Origin of the sequence: Paraburkholderia fungorum, assembly GCF_900099835.1 — a bacterium.
In the GTDB taxonomy this organism is placed as follows: domain Bacteria; phylum Pseudomonadota; class Gammaproteobacteria; order Burkholderiales; family Burkholderiaceae; genus Paraburkholderia; species Paraburkholderia fungorum_A.
Window position 1 is genome coordinate 1,941,500 of sequence record NZ_FNKP01000001.1, and the last position, 18,024, is coordinate 1,959,523.

15 protein-coding genes and 1 riboswitch are annotated in these 18,024 nt (G+C 63.2%); of the genes, 5 read left to right on the forward strand and 10 right to left on the reverse strand.

The window, feature by feature from the left end; translation table 11 throughout:
- The first annotated feature begins 69 nt into the window (after positions 1-69).
- Together ligD and BLS41_RS08605 are read left to right on the forward strand one after the other, a co-directional pair.
- Positions 70-3,390 carry a DNA ligase D gene (gene ligD, locus BLS41_RS08600; protein WP_074763914.1) on the forward strand — a complete coding sequence of 1,107 codons (3,321 nt, stop codon included), beginning with the start codon at positions 70-72 and terminating at the stop codon, positions 3,388-3,390.
- A gap of 44 nt (positions 3,391-3,434) precedes the next feature.
- Positions 3,435-3,776: a hypothetical protein gene (locus BLS41_RS08605; RefSeq protein ID WP_074763915.1), complete on the forward strand. Its 342-nt coding sequence runs from the start codon at positions 3,435-3,437 to the stop codon at positions 3,774-3,776.
- 110 nt (positions 3,777-3,886) lie between these two features.
- Here BLS41_RS08605 and BLS41_RS08610 read toward each other — a convergent pair whose 3' ends face one another.
- Positions 3,887-4,858 carry a LysR family transcriptional regulator gene (locus BLS41_RS08610; RefSeq protein WP_074763916.1) on the reverse strand — a complete coding sequence of 324 codons (972 nt, stop codon included), beginning with the start codon at positions 4,856-4,858 and terminating at the stop codon, positions 3,887-3,889.
- A 182-nt stretch (positions 4,859-5,040) separates the two neighbouring features.
- On the opposite strand from BLS41_RS08610, the gene BLS41_RS08615 reads away from it, so the two are divergent.
- Positions 5,041-6,057 (forward strand): zinc-binding alcohol dehydrogenase family protein, encoded by a 1,017-nt coding sequence (locus BLS41_RS08615; protein ID WP_074763917.1) that lies wholly within the window; start codon positions 5,041-5,043, stop codon positions 6,055-6,057.
- A gap of 416 nt (positions 6,058-6,473) precedes the next feature.
- On the forward strand, positions 6,474-7,055 hold the full coding sequence (locus BLS41_RS08620; protein WP_074763918.1) for a DUF6013 family protein: 582 nt from the start codon (positions 6,474-6,476) through the stop codon (positions 7,053-7,055).
- 186 nt (positions 7,056-7,241) lie between these two features.
- Here BLS41_RS08620 and BLS41_RS08625 read toward each other — a convergent pair whose 3' ends face one another.
- The 9 genes from BLS41_RS08625 to BLS41_RS08665 all read right to left on the reverse strand — a co-directional run bounded on the left by BLS41_RS08625 (position 7,242) and on the right by BLS41_RS08665 (position 15,233).
- Positions 7,242-8,051 carry an ABC transporter permease gene (locus BLS41_RS08625; protein WP_074763919.1) on the reverse strand — a complete coding sequence of 270 codons (810 nt, stop codon included), beginning with the start codon at positions 8,049-8,051 and terminating at the stop codon, positions 7,242-7,244.
- On the reverse strand, positions 8,048-8,761 hold the full coding sequence (locus BLS41_RS08630) for an ABC transporter ATP-binding protein (RefSeq protein ID WP_074763920.1): 714 nt from the start codon (positions 8,759-8,761) through the stop codon (positions 8,048-8,050). The genes BLS41_RS08625 and BLS41_RS08630 overlap by 4 nt, the downstream gene beginning before the upstream one ends.
- Positions 8,762-8,868: 107 nt before the next feature.
- Entirely contained in the window at positions 8,869-9,438 is a 570-nt protein-coding gene (mntP, locus tag BLS41_RS08635) for a manganese efflux pump MntP (RefSeq protein ID WP_074763921.1), read from the reverse strand.
- Between the two features lie 17 nt (positions 9,439-9,455).
- A riboswitch (yybP-ykoY riboswitch) is annotated at positions 9,456-9,622 on the reverse strand.
- 68 nt (positions 9,623-9,690) lie between these two features.
- Positions 9,691-10,563: a cation diffusion facilitator family transporter gene (locus BLS41_RS08640; protein ID WP_083379985.1), complete on the reverse strand. Its 873-nt coding sequence runs from the start codon at positions 10,561-10,563 to the stop codon at positions 9,691-9,693.
- A 185-nt stretch (positions 10,564-10,748) separates the two neighbouring features.
- On the reverse strand, positions 10,749-12,548 hold the full coding sequence (locus tag BLS41_RS08645) for a chloride channel protein (RefSeq protein WP_074763923.1): 1,800 nt from the start codon (positions 12,546-12,548) through the stop codon (positions 10,749-10,751).
- A 2-nt stretch (positions 12,549-12,550) separates the two neighbouring features.
- Entirely contained in the window at positions 12,551-12,967 is a 417-nt protein-coding gene (locus BLS41_RS08650; RefSeq protein ID WP_074763924.1) for a MarR family winged helix-turn-helix transcriptional regulator, read from the reverse strand.
- A 91-nt stretch (positions 12,968-13,058) separates the two neighbouring features.
- Positions 13,059-14,228, reverse strand: a complete 1,170-nt coding sequence (locus BLS41_RS08655; protein WP_171910210.1) for an HPP family protein — start codon at positions 14,226-14,228, stop codon at positions 13,059-13,061.
- A gap of 157 nt (positions 14,229-14,385) precedes the next feature.
- The gene (locus tag BLS41_RS08660) at positions 14,386-14,646 is read right to left on the reverse strand and encodes a hypothetical protein (RefSeq protein WP_074763925.1); all 261 of its coding nucleotides are present in this window, start codon (positions 14,644-14,646) and stop codon (positions 14,386-14,388) included.
- A 305-nt stretch (positions 14,647-14,951) separates the two neighbouring features.
- Complete coding sequence (locus BLS41_RS08665; protein ID WP_074763926.1) at positions 14,952-15,233, reverse strand: GCG_CRPN prefix-to-repeats domain-containing protein; 282 nt, start codon at positions 15,231-15,233, stop codon at positions 14,952-14,954.
- Positions 15,234-15,492: 259 nt separating this feature from the next.
- Between BLS41_RS08665 and BLS41_RS08670 the strand changes: the two genes are divergently transcribed.
- Positions 15,493-18,018: an AsmA family protein gene (locus BLS41_RS08670; RefSeq protein WP_074763927.1), complete on the forward strand. Its 2,526-nt coding sequence runs from the start codon at positions 15,493-15,495 to the stop codon at positions 18,016-18,018.
- Positions 18,019-18,024 lie beyond the last annotated feature (6 nt).

Here is an 18,024-nt window from a genome sequence, read left to right on the forward strand (position 1 = left end):
GGCCGCGCCTGTCGTCGTGATTCCGCTTGCCAGGCGCTATTTCACCCCTCTCTCGATGATGTCATCGCCATGAACGACAGACTCGATCTCTATCAACGCAAACGTCGCTTCGACAAAACGCCGGAGCCTTCAGGCGCGACTACGGCACGTAAGCGGGCGGGGCGCGCGGGCCGTCAAGCGGTGCATGCCGACGCGGACCAAACGCTCTCATACGTGATCCAGGAGCATGACGCGCGGCGTCTGCATTACGACTTCCGGCTCGAATTGAACGGGACGCTGCTTTCATGGGCCGTGCCGAAAGGGCCGAGCCTCGATCCGTCGGTGAAGCGGCTGGCGGTCCATGTCGAAGATCATCCGGTCGAGTATGGCTCGTTCGAAGGCGAAATCCCGGCCGGCAACTACGGCGCGGGCAGCGTGATCGTGTGGGATCGCGGCACGTGGGAGCCGGCCGGCGGATCGGCCGAGGCGGCTCGCACTTACGCTGCAGGCAAGCTCAAATTCAGGCTCCATGGAGAAAAGCTGCGCGGCGGCTGGACGCTGGTGCGCAGTCACATGCGTGGCAGCGGCGACAAGGAGCAATGGCTGCTGATCAAGGAGCGCGACGACGAAGCACGTGGGGAAGCCGAGTACGACATCCTGAAAGAGCGGCCCGGGAGTGTGCTGGGCGACGCCGGAGCGTCGGCTGGGAAAACGGGACGCGGTGCGGGCAAGGGCGGCGGAGATAGCAGGCGCGCGAACTCGCAAACGGACGATGGCGAGGATGGCGATGGGCGTCGCACGCGAAGCAAAGGCGTGGGCAAAGCCGTGCCTAAGACTACCGCCAACGCGACCAGTCGAACCGCGCCCGTGCCGGCCACGAAGTCCGCGACTAGAAGCGCTGCCAGAACCGCAGCCTCAACGGCCGCAACAAAAACGGCATCGATAAAGCCTGCTGTCCGCAAAAAAACCAGCGAGTCCCCGAGCAAGCCCACCGCCTCGGCGAAGACCACCAGGAGCAGCGATACAAAACCCGCGTCATCCAAAGCCGATCCCAGGCGACCCGACATCGTCGCCACGCGCACCAACGAATCGCTGCGCGAGCTTGCCGCGTCGCCCGCGATCGAAGGGGCGGTCAAGGCACGCCTGCCCGCGACCTTCAAACCGCAACTGGCGACACTCGTCGACAGCGCGCCCGCAGGCGACGACTGGTCGTACGAGATCAAGTTCGACGGCTACCGCGTACTGGTCCGCATCGACCGTGTGTCGAAACGCGGAGTCACGCAGATATTCACGCGCGCCGGTAACGACTGGACCGCGAAATTCGGCAAGCAGGTCGAGGCCGTCGATCAGCTCGAACTCGACAGCGCGTGGCTCGACGGCGAAGCCGTGGTACTCGACGATAACGACGTCCCAAGCTTCCAGGCGCTGCAAAACGCGTTCGACGCAAACCGTCCGCAGGACATCGTCATCTACCTGTTCGATGTTCCTTATCTGAACGGCTACGACCTGCGCGACGTGCCGCTCGAACAGCGCCGCGCGATCCTGCGCGCCTTGCTCGAGAACATCGACGACAGCGTGCTCCGGTTCTCAAACGACTTCGGATTCAGCGCCGACGAACTGCTCAGGAGCGCCTGCGATATGTCGCTCGAAGGGATCATCGGCAAGCGTCGCGATAGCGGCTACCTGTCCGGCCGTTCGTCGTCGTGGATCAAACTGAAGTGCCGCCGACGCCAGGAATTCGTGATCGGCGGCTATTCGGAACCGTCCGGCAGCCGCGCGTCGTTCGGTGCGCTGCTGCTCGGCGTCTACGACAGCAAAGGCAGACTGAATTACGCAGGCCGAGTCGGCACCGGCTTCGACGCCGCGTTGCTGCGCTCGGTCAAGACGGCGCTCGATGCGCACGCAAGCAAGGAGATGCCGTTCGCCGCCGCGCCGCGCGAGCGCAGCCGCACAGCGGTGCATTGGGTCGAACCGGTGCTCGTCGCCGAATGCAATTTCGCCGAATGGACCAGCGACGGCATCGTGCGCCAGGCGTCGTTCGTCAGCTTGCGCGACGACAAACCGGCACGCCAGATCGTCAAGGAAGCATCCCGTCAAGGAGTCGATGTGCAACAGGAAACCGATATCCGTCACGAAGGTGCCGCTGAAGCTGAAGGCGAGGCTGCGCCGAAGAAACGCGCGTCGCCGAAGAGTGGGGTGGGTAAGGCGGTTTCAGCGAAGACGGTTTCAGCGAAAACTACTGCTGCGAAGACGGCGACTGCGAAGGCTGCTATTGCAAAAACGCCTACTGCAAAGACGGCTACTGCGAAGACGGCTACTGCGAAGACGGCTACTGCGAAGACGGCGACTGCGAAGACGGCTATTGCGAAGACGGCGACTGCAAAGACGGCTACTGCAAAGACGGCTACTGCAAAGACGGCTACTGCAAAGACGGCTACTGCAAAGACGGCTACTGCAAAGACGCCTACTGCAAAAACACCAGCTACAAAAACCTCCGCCACAAAAAAATCCAACGCCACAGAACAAATCGCCGGCGTACGCGTATCCCACCCCGACCGCGTGATCGATAGCAGCACCGGCGCACGCAAGATCGATCTCGTCCGGTATTACGAAGCGGTGGCCGACTGGATGCTGCCGCATCTCAAGGACCGGCCGGTGTCGCTGGTGCGCGCGCCCGAGGACATCGGCGGAGAACTGTTTTTTCAGAAGCACAGCCAGAAACTGTCGATTCCGAATGTCACCCAGCATCCCGGCCTCGACGCCGGCCATCCGCCGCTGATCACCGTCGACGTACTCAACGCGCTGGTCGGTGCCGCGCAAATGGGCACCGTCGAATTTCACACGTGGAATGCGCTGGTATCGAACATCGAAAAACCCGACCGGATGGTGTTCGATCTCGACCCCGATGCGTCGCTCGGCTGGGAACGCATGATCGAAGCCGCGCAACTCACGCGCTCACTGCTCGAAGAACTCGGTCTCGAATCGTTTTGCAAGACGAGCGGCGGCAAAGGGCTGCATGTCGTTGTGCCGCTCGCAAAACAGGCCGGCTGGGACGAGGTGAAGGACTTTTCGCAAGCCGTCGCGCAGCACATGGCCGCCACGCTGCCGAAGTATTTCAGCGCAAAGATGGGCGCGCAGAACCGCAAGCAGAAAATCTTCGTCGATTACCTGCGCAATAACCGTGGATCGAGCACGGTCGCCGCATTCTCGGCGCGCGCGCGGCCTGGTCTCGGTGTATCGGTGCCGCTATCGTGGGACGAAGTCGCCGCGACCACGGCGGGCGATCAATGGACCATCCAGAACCTGCACGAACGGCTCGCCGATCTGAAGAAAGATCCTTGGGCTGCTTACGCGAAGACACGGCAGCGGATTACCGCGGCCATGAGAAAACGCCTCGACGAAGCGCAGTAAGCGCCGGTCGGCGGAATTTATTCAACGAGAAAAGGGAGCACGTCATGAAGACTTCACCGCAATCATCGGATGGCGACAAGCTGGCGGGTACGCAGAGCAGCAAGCCTGGCGACAAGCAGGCTGATCCGCATGCCGACAAGCAGCCTCGCTCGATGCAGGACGCCGCCGCGCCGTTGCCGCACGAGACCGACCAGAATCCCGAATCGCAACACGAGGACGAGCCGCGCCACGTGGGTAAACAGGCGCATCGCGATGTCGAGCGCGGGCTGAAGGATACGGACCGGCGCGGCGGCGACGAGTATCAGCAGAAGACGCAGAACGACGCGCATACCGATGTCAATTCCGATGGGAAGCAGGCGGGGGCGGCAGGGCATCGCAAGCATTGAGTGGTTCGGGCCGTGGTTCGCAGAGGCGGTTCCGTCGAAGGTTCGCCAAAACGCCGCAATTCTCGATGCCCGGTCGCGCGCGTCCTCGCGTCTATTGCCAGGGTGACTTGTCACACGCCAAACGACTCGGCGCCGGATGCGGCGCTCACCTCCGGCGCCACATCCCAATACGGCGGATCACCGAAATGCGCAGCGAGGAACTCGATGAAAGCGAGCGTTTTGGGCGGCACGAACGCGCGGCTCGGATAAACCGCCCAGATCGCGACGTTATCGACCAGCGGGTAAGCATCGAGCACGCTGACCAGTTCGCCGCTGCGCAAATAGGGCGCCACGTCCCACGTCGATTTCAGCGCGATGCCGAATCCGGCGAGCAGCGCGTCGCGGATCACCTCGCCGTTGTCGGTGACGAGGCGCCCGCTCACGCGTACCTCAAGTGGGCCTGCCGGCGTCACGAACGCCCAGTCGCGCTGGTCCGACAGAATCACGCACTCGTGTCGGGTCAAATCCGATGGATGATGCGGCATGCCGCGCGCGGCGAGATACGCGGGCGATGCGCACAGCACGCGCCGGTTGACAGCGAGCCGCCGCGCAATCAGCGACGAATCCTTCAGCGCGCCGATCCGGATCGCCACGTCGATTCCGGCATCGACGAGATCGACCAGTTGATCGGTCAGGCGCAGATCGACGCTTACGCCCGGATAACGTCTCAAGAACTCGCTGATCACCGGCGACACATGCTGGCGTCCGAACGACGATGTCATCGACACCCGCAAGCGGCCCTGCGGTTCGGCCTGCGCGCGGCCGACCGACGCGCGTGCGGCGGCCGCCGCGTCGAGGAGCGCCGCGGCGCGCGTCATGAAGACTTCACCGTCCTGCGTGAGGCTGATACGGCGTGTGGTCCGGTGCAACAGCCGCGCGCCGAGCAGCTTTTCGAGCTGCGCGATGCGCGAACTCGCGACCGCCGCGGATAAACCGAATTCGCGTCCCGCCGCCGATACATTGGCAAGCAGCGCGGCGCGTACGAACAACGCGACATCGAGTAGATCGAGCCGCTCGCGCTCAGCGGACGGGGAAAGCGTCATTATCTGGAAAATCCAAAAGATGTTTCAGTCATTATGATGGTTTTGCGAGAAGAAGAGGCATCGTACGATTACGCCTATGGATCGACGGCATCAAGAGGGCGTTGCGCTCGCGAAACATGCCAGCCAACCGGACCAGCCGCCGATCTTCGTCAAAACTCAAATCCGAACAAACAGGAGTTGCCATGAAAGCCATCGGTCTCTATCGCTATCTGCCAATCGATCACGCCGAATCGCTGGTCGATGTCGACATCCCGACGCCCGAAGCCAGCGGCCGCGACCTGCTGGTGAAAGTCGAGGCGATTTCCGTCAATCCGGTCGACACCAAGGTGCGTGCACCGAAAGATACCGTCGAAAAGACGCCGCGCGTGCTCGGCTGGGACGCCGCCGGCACAGTTGTCGCGGTCGGCCCGGATGTCACGTTGTTCAAGGTCGGCGATCCGGTGTTTTATGCGGGCAGCATCACCCGTCCGGGCGCGAACAGCGAGTTTCATCTGGTCGACGAGCGGATCGTCGGCCGCAAACCGGCATCGCTCGATTTCACGCACGCGGCCGCGTTGCCGTTGACCGCGATTACCGCGTGGGAAGCGCTGTTCGACCGCCTCGGCGTATCGCCGCAAGGCGCGCATGAAGGCCGCAGCGTGCTGATTTTCGGCGGCGCGGGCGGGGTCGGCTCGATCGGCATCCAACTCGCGAAGCAACTGGCGAAGCTGAAGGTGATCGCGACCGCTTCGCGCCCCGAATCGGCGAAGTGGGCGAAGGAACTGGGTGCGGACCACATCGTCGATCATTTCGGCGATCTGCCCGCGCAGTTGAAGGAACTCGGTATCGACCAGGTCGATTACGTACTGATTTTCAACGACACCGACAAGAATTTCCCGGCTGCGGCCGAAGTGATCGCGCCGCAGGGCAGCATCGCGACGATCGTCGAAAACAGCAAGCCGGTACCGGTCGAGTTGCTGAAGGCGAAAAGCGCCGCGTTTCACTGGGAGTTCATGTTCACGCGTTCGATGTTCGGCACGCCCGACATGATCGAACAGCACAAGCTGCTGACCGAGGTCGCACGTCTGGTCGATGCGGGCACGTTGCGCACCACGGTCGGACAGGATTTCGGCAAGATCAACGCGGAGAATCTGCGTGGTGCGCATCGGCTGCTTGAAGAAGGGCGCGCAATCGGCAAGGTCGTCCTGACGGGATTCTGATCGCCCGCTGAGCGTGTTTCGCCGATAAAACATGGCCAGTGCCGCAGCGATGCGCACTGGCCATGCTTATTTGCGCGTACGTTTGGGCGCGTTAACCGGAAGGCATTGGAGTGCGCCGGTTTGTGCAATGCAACGCGCGGCGACATCGTTTTAAAACGTGTTGTGCAGACACACTGATCACTCGGCTCACGCACGGAAAACTCGTTCCGCAAGCGGGTTAACTCCCAAGCTTGCGCCCCGCACGAAGGGTCGCGCTTGGGATTAGACTGGTAAAGCATCACGCTAAAACAGTTGCGTGTCTCGTGATCCAGCTGGCCGCAGAACGGTGTCAATCATGACCCGTTGCGTCGGCAGTACACAGGCAATGGCAGTAGCGCCGTTACGGGCGCGCAGCGGCACAACAACGAGGTGACAGTATGAGCTCCAGCTTCAAACTCTCCGCCGTTTCCGCTGTTTCCACTGTCTCAGTGATTGCTTCTCTCGCTTGCGCATTCGCGCCCGCCCTGGTCGTGCAGCAGGCCCACGCGGCCACGCCGATCACGGTGACCTCGCAGGCCGCTCTCGATGGTCCGATTCGCTACACGGTCCGCGTCACGTCGAAACAGTTCGGCAATTCCCAGGAAACCCGCACGATCCGCTCCGGCGAGTCGGACGATTTCACCTGGAAGACCGTGCCTCCGGGCGGCCCCGTAGCCGGCACGGACGACTGCCCGAACTATTCGTCGCTGCCGGTCGATACCAACGGCGCGATGATCCGTCAGACGCAGATCCGCTTTGCGCCGGTTGTCGCCGGCGACGGCACGGCGACTGTGCAGATGAACTTCCAGGCGCAAACTCCGCACGGCGTGAAGACGGTGACGAACGGCGGCAAGACGCTCAAGTGTCCGAACGACGTAACCGTCAGCCAGATTCTGCGTTTTACGATGCCGGTCAACGGCAGCACGAAAACGCTGACGCTCAATGACGGCACGGAAGTGGCGATCAGCGCGAAGCGGTGACCGTCGTGTTGTGCGAAGCGTGCAATGCGGTGAGGGCAGTTTGCGTGTCGGTCGCGCGTTGATGGCTGGCGAGCGGACCGAAGCAGAGGTCCGCTACGTGTCGTGTCACGACCGCGTTGCATAGCGCAAACGCGCATGCCGCTCAGCGCCACTGAACATGGCCCGAGCGGCATCCGCAGAGCGACGTTAGCCGCGCTTCGCCGCCGCCCGTTCCACCAGCCGCGCCGACAAAAACCGGTGCTCGGCCGAAAACAGCCGCCGGTACGTCAGCAGCACCGCGCCCACTGTCCCCAACGCGGACGACGCCGCAATCAGAAACATGATCACGATCTGATACCGGACCGCCTGCAACGGCGACTGACCCGCCAGCACCTGACCGGTCATCATGCCGGGCAGGCTGACCACGCCGACCACCGCCATCTGGTTCAGCGTCGGCATCATCCCCGCTCGCACCGCCTGACGCGCCGGCGCCTGCGCCGCTTCCCAGCGGGTCGCACCGAGCGCCAGCGCCATGTCGACACGATCGCGCCGCGCGGTCAGCTCCTCGGTCATCCGTTCGATTCCGAGCGACACGCCCGTCAGCGTATTGCCGAGAATCATTCCGAGGATCGGAATCGCGTATTGCGGCTCGTACCACGGGTGAATGCGGATCACGACGAACAGCCCGACCGCCGCCACCAGCCACGAACTGACCCAGATCGACAGCACACTGTCCGCGCGCTGCCCGGCGTAAGTGCGGCTGCCGCGATTCGCACCCGCGAACCCGGCGATCAGCGTCATCAGGATCATCAGCGGCAGCACGACGAACCAGTGGTCGTAGCGGAACACCCAGCCGAGCACATAGCCGATGGCCAGCAACTGGACCACGGTGCGCACCGCCGCCCACGCAAGCTTGCGCTCCAGATCGAGCTTCAGCGCCACCGACACCACGCCGTTCACGACGATCAGCAGCGCGGCAATCGCGACGTCCCAGAGACTCAGGTTTTGCAGGGTCATCGTGTGGCCTCCTCGTGCGCGGGCGAGGGCGCCGCGCTTTCGTCCAGCACGCCTGCACGCATGGTCAGATGGCGCTCGCTCATGCGCGCGGCCTGGGCCGGATCGTGCGAGACCCACATCGACGCGTGACGTGACGGATCGGCGTCAAACCACGCCTTCACCAGACCTTCGATCGCCTGCGACGACTCGGGATCGAGCGACGCGGTCGGCTCGTCGAGCAGCAGCACTTCGGGCGTCAGTTGCAGCACGCGGATCAGCGCGGCGATCTGCGCTTCACCGCCGGAGAGTTCGCTCGCGCGCTGGTCGAGAAAGTTTGCGCTGCGGCCGGCCTGCACCGCGAGGCTCGCCGCCCGCGCGCGATCGAAGCGCACGTCGCGATAAGTGCGCAACTCGAACGGATAGCGAAGGTTGTCTTCGACCGTGCCGTCGAGCAATGCGGGCCGCTGCCGGATATACGCGACGTTGCGCCGATAGCGTGGAATCGCCGCGCGCTCGACCGGCGCGCCGTGCCACAGCACGCGCCCGGCATCGAGCGGATCGAGCAGCGCGAGCGCGCGCAGAAACACGCTCTTGCCCGAGCCGGACGGCCCGGTGATGGCGACGCGATCACCCGCGCGCAACGCGAAGGTAGTGGGCTGCAACAGCGTCTGGTCGCGCTGTGGATCGCGCCGGACGATGCCGTCGGCGAGAACAAGGGGGACGTCGGTCATGAGTGGGATCGTAGCGGCGTAGTGGGGGCACTGCGCCATCTATCTAACCGCTCGGCGAGCCGCCGTCAATAGACGTGCGGCCGATGAGCCCTCAGCGGACCGGAAACTCAGCCGATGATCTGAAGGTGTTCCGCCAGAATCGTGCAGCCGATCGCGATCAGCACGACGCCGCCCGCCATCTCCGCGCGCCTGCCGGCCACGTGACCGATGACCCGTCCGAGCAGCACGCCGATGGTCACCATCAGCGTGGTGGCGAGTCCGATTGCAGCGGCCGTGGAGTAAATGTTGACGTCGACGAACGCGAGGCCCGCGCCGACCGCCATCGCGTCGATGCTCGTTGCGAAGCCGGTGACGGCCAGCAGCCAGAACGAATGGGTCACGGGTTTTTCCTCTTCAGCCTGCGGCGTGCGGAAGCCGTTGCGCACCATGCGCGCGCCGAGCACGAGCAGCAGCGCGAACGCGATCCAGTGATCCCACGCGGATACGTATTGCGCCGCCGCCTTGCCGAGGAACCAGCCGATCAGCGGCGTGAGCGCCTCGATGGCACCGAAGATAAGCCCGGTGCGCAGCGCTTCGCGCCAGTGCGGACGATGCAGCGTCGCGCCTTTGCCGATGGCGGCTGCGAAGGCGTCGGTGGACATGGCGAAAGCGAGGAACAGTGTGGCGACAGGATTCATGACAGGAGTGGCTCGAGGTCCATGGTCGGGCGGAAAACCGCGACACACCGCCGCGCCCGACCGGTCGCGTGATGTGTCGATGGTCTTGCCAACCTGACGGCTACCTGCACCACGGTCTGCGCGACCGAGAATGTTGATGCAGGCGCTTCTGGGTAGAAGCCGGCTACTCCCCAAAGACAGGGCGCAAGCTTAACACGTCAGAAAGCATTCTGTAATAAATAGCCTGTGTTGACGGGGGGTTTGCGTGAAGGGCTATTTGACGAGATCGTCCAGACGTTCGTCGTCGATACCGGCGGGTTCGAGGTGCGCGGTGACATCGGCGGACTGGAACAGTTGCTGGACCGCTTTTTCCGCGTTGTCGCTGATCGTGTGGCCCTCGTTGACCGTGAGCGAGCCTTCCACTTCGACGTGGAACTCGACGAACACGCGGTCGCCGCCGTCGCGCGTGCGGATATCGTGCACGTTCTGCACGCCGTCGCAGCCTCGCACTGCCGCCTCGATACGCTCGCGGTCGGGCATGTCCAGCTCACGGTCGAGCAACTGCACCAACGCCTGCGCGGCCATGCCTCGCGCGTTCCACAGCATGTACAACGAGATGACGATGGCGCCGGTCGCATCGGCGCGCGACCAGTCGAGAAAATGGTCGAGCAGCAGCGCGGCCAGCACCGTCAGGTTGACGGCGACATCGGTCGCATAGTGCGCGCGATCGGCGGCAATGGCGGTGGAGCCGGTGCGCCTGACCACCAGCGTCTGCATGCCGACAAGTCCGGCTGCGGCCAGCGAGCTGCCCACGATCACCGCAATGCCGAAGCCGGTCTGATTCAGCGGCTGCGGATCGAAGAAGCGGCGTGTCGATTCGATGCCGAGTCCGACCGCCGCGCCAGCCAGCAGCAGCGCCTGAACGAAGGCCGCGATCGCTTCGGCTTTGCCGTGTCCATAGCGATGACCTTGATCGACCGGACGCGCCGCATAGCGGACGCCTGCAAAGGTCACCGACGAAGCGAGGACATCGACGAGGCCATCGGCGGCGGAGGTCAGCAGCGAGATGGAGCCCGTGGCGAGCCACGCCCATACCTTGACGACGACGAGAATCAGCGCGACCGCCAGAGCAACGATGGAGGCCATGCGGCGGAGTGCTTCATCGGACATGCGTTCGGACATCGTTGCGGGCTTCGGTCGTGGCGATAGGCGAATGAGACCACGCTTTGCGGGTCAATGGATAGGCCTGTGAAGGAGTGCAGGTCACGCTTGTAGAAACAAAAAAGGTTGAAGCAGTCAGCCGCTTCAACCTTTGTCTGGGCATGCCGTAATCAGCCAGCCTTGCGGATCGGCGCAAAGCGCCGCTTGCCGAGCACCGGCGTCAAACGCCGGAAACGCTCCCGCTTATGTTCTTCTTCGAAATGGCTCAGCGACGGTTTGACCAGATCGCTGCGCGACACGATTCCCACGAGGCGCATGCTCTTGCGATCTTCGACCACCGGCAGCCGTTCGAGATTGTGGACGGCCAGTCTTGTTGCAACGAGACGGCAGGTTTCGGAAGGCAACGCGTAGGTGGGGCTCATCTGCGCGAAGACGTCGGCGAGAAGTGCGGCGCGTTTGACTTCTGCGTTTTCCCGGCAGAATTGCTCGAGCAGCGCCCGATCGGCCACGCCGATCACCGCGTCATCACGCAAGACGGGATACGCGCGGCGCGTCTGATTTGCGCCGAAAAACTTCTGCAAGGTTTCGCCGACCGTCGCGCCTGCGTCGATCGAATCGACGGTGGGCGTCATCACTTCGTCGACGAAGTGACGCTCGAGCGGATCGACCCCGTACTCGCGATAGATGTGATAACCACGGCGCGCGATTTTCTCCGTCATGATCGAGCGGCGCATCACGACGGCCGAAAAGCCGTGTGCGATCAGCGTGGCGGTCAGCAGCGGCAGCAGCGCGTTGGCGTCGTGAGTCAGGCCGAAGGTGAACACGATCGCGGTCAGCGGTGCGCCAAGCGTTGCGCCGAGCGTCGCGGCCATGCACACGAGCGGCCACAACGCCGGCTGATTGCCCGGCAGCCAGTGCGACAGCACCGTGCCCAAACCCGCGCCGAGCATCAACAGCGGGGCGAGAACGCCGCCCGACGTGCCGGACCCGAGCGCCACGACCCACATCACGGCCTTCACGGCGAGCAGTGCGAGCGCGATCTGCAAGGCGATGTGCTGATGCAGAAGATCGCCGATCACGTCGTAACCGACGCCGAGCGCGCGCGGCTCCAGCCATCCGCCGATGCCGACGACGATCCCGCCGAGCGCGGGCCACCACATCCAGTGAATCGGCAGCTTGCCGAACAGGTCCTCGGTCTTGTACAGCGCGGCGGAAAGTCCGGACGCCAGCGCACCCGACAACAATCCGGCGATCACGCACGACAACAGCGCCCAGCTGTCCGGCGCGGCAGTTTCAAGCGGGAACAGCGGACCTGTGCCGAAGAAAAGCGCGCGGGCAAAACCGGCGACCGCGCACGCGATTGCGACCGGCAGGAAACTGCGCGGCCGCCATTCGAACAGCAGCAGTTCGACCGCCAGCAGCACGGCGGCCACCGGCGTGCCGAACACCGCCGTCATACCGGCGGCCGCGCCCGCGACCAGCAGCGTCTTGCGTTCGGCGGCGGTGACTTTCACGCATTGCGCGATCAGCGAGCCGAGTGCGCCGCCGGTCATGATGATCGGACCTTCCGCGCCGAACGGGCCGCCGCTGCCGATCACGATGCCCGACGACAGCGGCTTGAGCACCGCCACTTTCGGCGACATGCGGCTCTTGCCGAACAGGATCGCTTCGATGGCTTCGGGAATGCCGTGTCCGCGAATTTTTTCGGAGCCGAAGCGCGCCATCAAGCCGACGATCAGACCGCCCGCCACCGGCACGCCGATCACCCAGAGGCCGAGCGTGTTGCCCGCCGGCGAGCGTTCGGCGAACGACAGCGTGCCGAAGAAAAACAGATTGGTGAACAGATGAATCAGGTTCAGCAAGACGAAGGCGGCGAGCGTGCTGACCGCGCCGATGCAGGCCGCCAGAACGAAGATGCCGGGCAGCCGCGCGTTGGCCGCGAAATCGCGCTTATGGGAGTCCATGCTCATGATCAGTCGAGGTCGATCTGTGGAATCTGGAACGCACCTTCAAGCGATTTCAACTCTGCCCGGTGCAGTTCGGCGAGCCGTGCGAGCACGCGTTCACCGGCTTTTTCAAGGTGGACTTCCACCTGACGGCGATCGTTGTCGCTGACCTGGCGGCGCACGAGTTCGAGCGCTTCGCAACGCGATACCAGCGCGACGACGCCGTGATGTTGCGACTGAAGCCGCTCCGCCAGTTCGCCGACGGTTGCCCAGTCGCGGTCGGGATAGCCCTTGATATGCAGCAGCAACAGATACTGCAACGGCGTGATGCCTTCGCTCTGCGCGGCCTGTTCCGAAAACCGTTCGAAGCGGCGCATCTGATAGCGAAACTCGGACAGTTGCTCGAAGTCGGCTTTATTCAGCCCGCGAGTGCGTGTTTTCATGGGAGACCTGCCGGTGCGGAGAAACGACGAATATATCACATGATGATGTATTTTATTTTCGTGCGATTCGCGCAGATTCGCCTTCGCCGTGTCATGCAGCCTGACGCAGTGTGTCCCCTGTCTGCCGGTACAGGCCTGCGATCAGATCCACTTGCGTAATCATTCCCGCCACGTGTCCCGATGCATCGAGTACCGGAATATGGTGATGGCCGTGAGTGGCAAAAATCGGCACGAGGTCGGTGATCGGCGCGTTCGTGCGGATCGTGCAGACCTCGGTGGTCATCACGTTGCCGACGGTCGGCGTGCGTAGCCCGTCGCCGCGAAGCCATCCTTCGAGATAGCGCGTGAATGGCGCCGGTTTATCGACTCCGCGCCTGTCGGCGAGATCGGCGCGCGTCACGATGCCGATCAGATTCCGGTCGGTGTCCGTTACCGGAAGTGCCTTCACGTTGTTGCGTTTCAGCAGATCCCACGCGGCTGTCGTGTGCGTGTCCGCCGATATCGACACCACGTGACGCGACATGATGTCTTCGCAAGTCAGTTCGTTGAAGCTGCGCGAAAACGCCTGAAGCTGTGTTTCCCGCAGCAGCGATTCGAGGTCATCGGGATCGATGTCGAGCATTTCGCTGCGGCGTTTCAGAACAGCATCGAGGTCGGCGCGCGTGAAGCTGTCGCGCGTCGGGTTTGCAGCGTTAGTTGGCGTGACGGCAACGCGAGCCTGCCGCCCCGAATGCGGATAGCGATGACCTGTAGCCGCGTGATAAGCGATTGCCGCGACGAGCAGTGCGGCCGACTGGATCGCAATCGGTTCGAGTACGAAGCGATATCCCAGTGCGTGAATGGCCGGTCCGCCGAGCACCGCCGTCAAAGCGACCGCGCCCGATGGCGGATGAACGCAGCGCAGCGCGAACATTCCGCAGATCGACAACGCGACGGCAAGCGCGGCCGCGAGCACGGGTTCGCCGATTGCGTATGCACAGGTCACGCCGATCGTCGCGGACACCAGGTTGCCGCCGACGATCGACCACGGCTGCGCCAGCGGACTCGCGGGCACGGCGAACAGCAACACCGCGGAGGCGCCCATCGGCGCGACGAGCAGCGGAATGTTCGCAGTGGGCCCGAGCAGCAGGAACATCGTGCCGCCGGTGAAGGCGATGCCGAGCAGCGCGCCGAGGCACGAGCGCGCGCGCTCCTGCCATCTCACGGTGACGGGTGCAGGAATAAAGCTGGCGAGCCAGCGGAGGGCGATGGAGCGGAACAAGATAGATGCGGGACAAGGAGTGAAGGCGCGACGCCGAGCCGTGATTATATGTCAACGTGATATAAATGCGCTCGCGTGGCTCCGCTCATGCGCCACGGCGAAATTATCACGTTGTGATGTGAAATGAAAACGGACGAATTTTTGGGCAGCAGACGGACTAGCTAAAGTCATTCACGCTGAGCAGAACCATCGCCAGACGCGGATTAAAACGCCGCGACTTGTAGGCCGCCGAACGAATCTTCGACTGGTTTGCGGTGAATACTTCAGTGGGAGAGTAGCCGGAATCGTCGGCGAGAATGCGCATGGCGGCACTGGATATGCGGCCTGGAATTGTCGCTGTGCCGTCTTGGATCGTGAAATTCAGATCGCCGCCGCGCGCGTCGTCGCGAGGGTCTGTTACCGCGAAGAGGTTTTCCATGGTCGCATGTCCAATCCAGAGATTGCCGGGCAAGTCCCGCGAGCATGTGATGACTGGAGGCGGGGTCGAAAACGGTATTCCTGAAACCGGTCAGTGGTTTGGAGCGATGCGAAGCGGCTGACCCATTTGGCATGGACGCAAAAAATGTTCCGCGAATAGCTGGTTGCTCTGAGGATTTAATTGCGTGCACGCATTGAGCAAGGCGTGCCTCGGCAGCGCGTCGTGCCTCTATGCGCAGTCATAACGCATAGAGGCAACGTCAACAACTTCGCATGACACACCGGCTGCGGGCCAACCTCTCCATCTCATTGATACATCCCGTTTGGCAGACGACCGTGATAAGGCGTATTCCGGCAGTGTCCCCACGGGCCAAGCCACGATCCCGGAGGGCACGCATAGCTCGCAGCGGCGGGCGCGGCATAAACCACCGGCGCCGGTTCGACGATCACGGGTGCTGCGTAACGGCATTGGCCCCACACGTTACGCCATCCGCCCGGACCACAACCTTGCGCGGCTTCTGCGGTACCAATGGAAAGCGCCAATGCGGTGGCGGCGACTACAACGGCTGCAAGATGTTTGCGGTTCATGATCGACTCCTGTCGGTTTGCGTCAGGGTTGTTCTGACTGACGGGAGTCATTGTGCGCGGCGACAATTAGCAGAAAATGAGCGCGCATGCTGTTCATCTGCTGCGAGGTTTGCGCACTTCGTAAGCGAAACGGCGCGGCATGCCAAAGGCATCTAAACGCATCTATCACCTTGGTGAAGGCCTGGAGAAAAGCGAACCCACATCGGGCACATAACGTGCTGCTCGTTGCGCAACGTACAAAAAACCGCGGAGCCTCCCAATGGCAGTGTCAAGCACCATCGGAAAACGGACCGGAAAAATCATTGCATGGCTGTTGGGTACTCTCGTTGTCCTGATTGTCGCGCTGGTCATTTTCATTCTCGCGTTCGACTGGAATCGCGCCCGGCCTTACATCAACGATAAGGTCACGCAGGCCATCGGCCGGCCTTTCGCAATTAATGGCGATCTGAAGGTGGGGTGGAAGCACCCCGTGGGCGAAACCGGCTGGCGTGGCTGGGTGCCCTGGCCGCGTTTTTCGGCCGCCAATATCACGGTGGGCAATCCCGACTGGACCAAACACCCGCAGTTCGCGACGCTCGATGAAATCGACTTCGAGGTCAAGGTGCTGCCGCTGCTCGCGCACGACATCGTGATTCCGGAGATCAACCTCGTGAATCCTTCGGTCGATCTCGAGCGCATGCTTGACGGCCGTAATAACTGGACTTTCAAAATGGCGTCGTCGAGCGGGCCTTCCGAATGGAAGCTCGAATTGAACGATATCGCCTTTGCGAAGGGCAATATCGCGCTCTCCGATCAGCAGAAGAAGGTCGATCTGCAAATGGTCGTCGATACGCTCGGCCAGCCGATTCCGATCGGCGAGGCGATGAAGCAGCAGGAAGCGGCGTCGCGTAGCGCGTCGGCGCAAGCCATCGGTAAGGCGGGCGCGAGCAAGCTGACGGCCCAGGCCAATGCGCAGGCAGCGTCGGAAGCGGCGGCTGCATCGGCGGCGGCTGCGTCAGGTGCTTCGTCGACGGATATCACGGCGTCGGGAACGACTGCGGCTACGGGCGCTTCGGGCGCGCTGGTCGCGGGTGGGGCGGCCGGGGCAAGCGCGGGTGCAAGCGAAGCCGGAGTCGCGAGCCAAACGCCCGAAACCGCCAGCGGCGCGATGACCGCCTCGGGCGCAAGCGGTACGGTGACGACGGCCGGAGCGAAGCCGGAAATTCCGCCGTACGCGATCGGCTGGACGGTCAAGGGCACCTACAACAAGACACCGGTGGCGGGCAGCGGCAAGGTCGGGGGCGTGCTGGCGTTGCAGGACGCGAATCGTCCGTTCCCGGTGCAGGCCGATGTGAAGGCAGGCGATCTGCATGTCGGCCTGGTCGGCACGATCACCGACCCGGCTCATCTGGCCGCCGTCGATCTGCGGCTCTGGCTGCAAGGCAACAGCATGGCGCGTCTCTACTCGCTGACCGGCGTGACCTTGCCCGACACGCCGCCATACGCGACGGAAGGCCGTTTGATCGGCCAGTTCAAATCCACCGGCAATGTCTTCAAGTATGAAAATTTTACAGGCCGGGTAGGCGGCAGCGATCTGAACGGCTCGTTGACCTATACCGCGCGTGAGCCGCGTCCATTGCTGCAGGGCGAACTGATCTCGCATCTGCTGCAATTCGCCGATCTCGCCCCGGTGATCGGCGCGGATTCGAACGCCAGCAAGGCCAGGCGCGGCGACGCGACCGCGCAGCCAAGCAATAAGGTGCTGCCGGTCGAAGAGTTCCGCACCGACCGCTGGAAGGCAATCGATGCCGACGTGAAATTCACCGGCCGGCGCATCGTCAAAAGCTCCGATCTGCCGATCACCGACCTGTACACCCACGTCGTGATGACCGATGGCGTGTTGTCCCTGGAACCGTTGAAATTCGGCGTGGCAGGCGGCTCGCTTGCGTCGAACATTCATCTCGACGGCAGCACCACGCCACTCAAGGGACGCTTCTCGACCTCGGCGCGGCATCTGAAGCTCAAGCAGTTGTTCCCGAACTTCAAGACGATGCAGAGCGCGTTGGGCGAAATCAACGGCGATGCCGCTTTGACCGCCACGGGCAATTCGCCGGCCGCGTTGGCGGCCACTTCCAACGGCGAGGTGAAAGCGCTGGTGACCGACGGCACGGTGAGCCGTCTGCTGATGGAAGCGGCCGGTCTGAACGTCGCGAACGTGGTGTACGAAAAGCTGTTCGGCAATCGGGACGTGAAGATCAACTGTGCGGCCGCCGATTTCGTCGCGACCGACGGCGTGCTCGAACCACGCGTGTTCGCACTCGATACCGACGACGCGGTGATCAACATCGACGGCACCGTTAATCTGCGTGACGAGACGCTGGACCTTGGCGTGCATCCGCATACGAAGGGTTTCCGGGTGTTTTCGCTGCGCTCGCCGCTCTATGTGAAGGGCACGTTCAAGGACCCGCATGTTGGCGTGAACGCGGCCGCGCTGGCGTTGCGTGGCGGCGCGGCGGTGGGGTTGGGGCTGATCAACCCGTTCGCTGCGCTGATTCCGTTGCTGGCTCCGAGCAACAACAAGCCGTTGCCGTGTGCGCAGTTGCTCTCGCAAGTGAGGCAGGCTCCGACGGCGCCGCCGCCGGGCGTCAAGCAGCAACCAAAAGCGGCGCTTTCGCTTGATGGCGCGCCGGTCAACAAGTCGGTTGGCGGGGCTTCGTCACCCGCCGCAGCCAGCGACGCGAAAGACACCAGGAAGAAGCCCGCTGCGATGTCGCCGGCAAGCGCTTCTTTGTACAAGGGGAGCTGATGTTTT

Coding starts and splice junctions, on each gene's coding strand:
- BLS41_RS08660 (WP_074763925.1), bottom strand. CDS start 14,646: ATGGAAAACCTCTTCGCGGTAACAGACCCTCGCGACGACGCGCGCGGC.
- BLS41_RS08605 (WP_074763915.1), top strand. CDS start 3,435: ATGAAGACTTCACCGCAATCATCGGATGGCGACAAGCTGGCGGGTACG.
- mntP (WP_074763921.1), bottom strand. CDS start 9,438: ATGAATCCTGTCGCCACACTGTTCCTCGCTTTCGCCATGTCCACCGAC.
- BLS41_RS08630 (WP_074763920.1), bottom strand. CDS start 8,761: ATGACCGACGTCCCCCTTGTTCTCGCCGACGGCATCGTCCGGCGCGAT.
- ligD (WP_074763914.1), top strand. CDS start 70: ATGAACGACAGACTCGATCTCTATCAACGCAAACGTCGCTTCGACAAA.
- BLS41_RS08665 (WP_074763926.1), bottom strand. CDS start 15,233: ATGAACCGCAAACATCTTGCAGCCGTTGTAGTCGCCGCCACCGCATTG.
- BLS41_RS08620 (WP_074763918.1), top strand. CDS start 6,474: ATGAGCTCCAGCTTCAAACTCTCCGCCGTTTCCGCTGTTTCCACTGTC.
- BLS41_RS08615 (WP_074763917.1), top strand. CDS start 5,041: ATGAAAGCCATCGGTCTCTATCGCTATCTGCCAATCGATCACGCCGAA.
- BLS41_RS08670 (WP_074763927.1), top strand. CDS start 15,493: ATGGCAGTGTCAAGCACCATCGGAAAACGGACCGGAAAAATCATTGCA.
- BLS41_RS08610 (WP_074763916.1), bottom strand. CDS start 4,858: ATGACGCTTTCCCCGTCCGCTGAGCGCGAGCGGCTCGATCTACTCGAT.
- BLS41_RS08625 (WP_074763919.1), bottom strand. CDS start 8,051: ATGACCCTGCAAAACCTGAGTCTCTGGGACGTCGCGATTGCCGCGCTG.
- BLS41_RS08645 (WP_074763923.1), bottom strand. CDS start 12,548: ATGAGCATGGACTCCCATAAGCGCGATTTCGCGGCCAACGCGCGGCTG.
- BLS41_RS08650 (WP_074763924.1), bottom strand. CDS start 12,967: ATGAAAACACGCACTCGCGGGCTGAATAAAGCCGACTTCGAGCAACTG.
- BLS41_RS08640 (WP_083379985.1), bottom strand. CDS start 10,563: ATGGCCTCCATCGTTGCTCTGGCGGTCGCGCTGATTCTCGTCGTCGTC.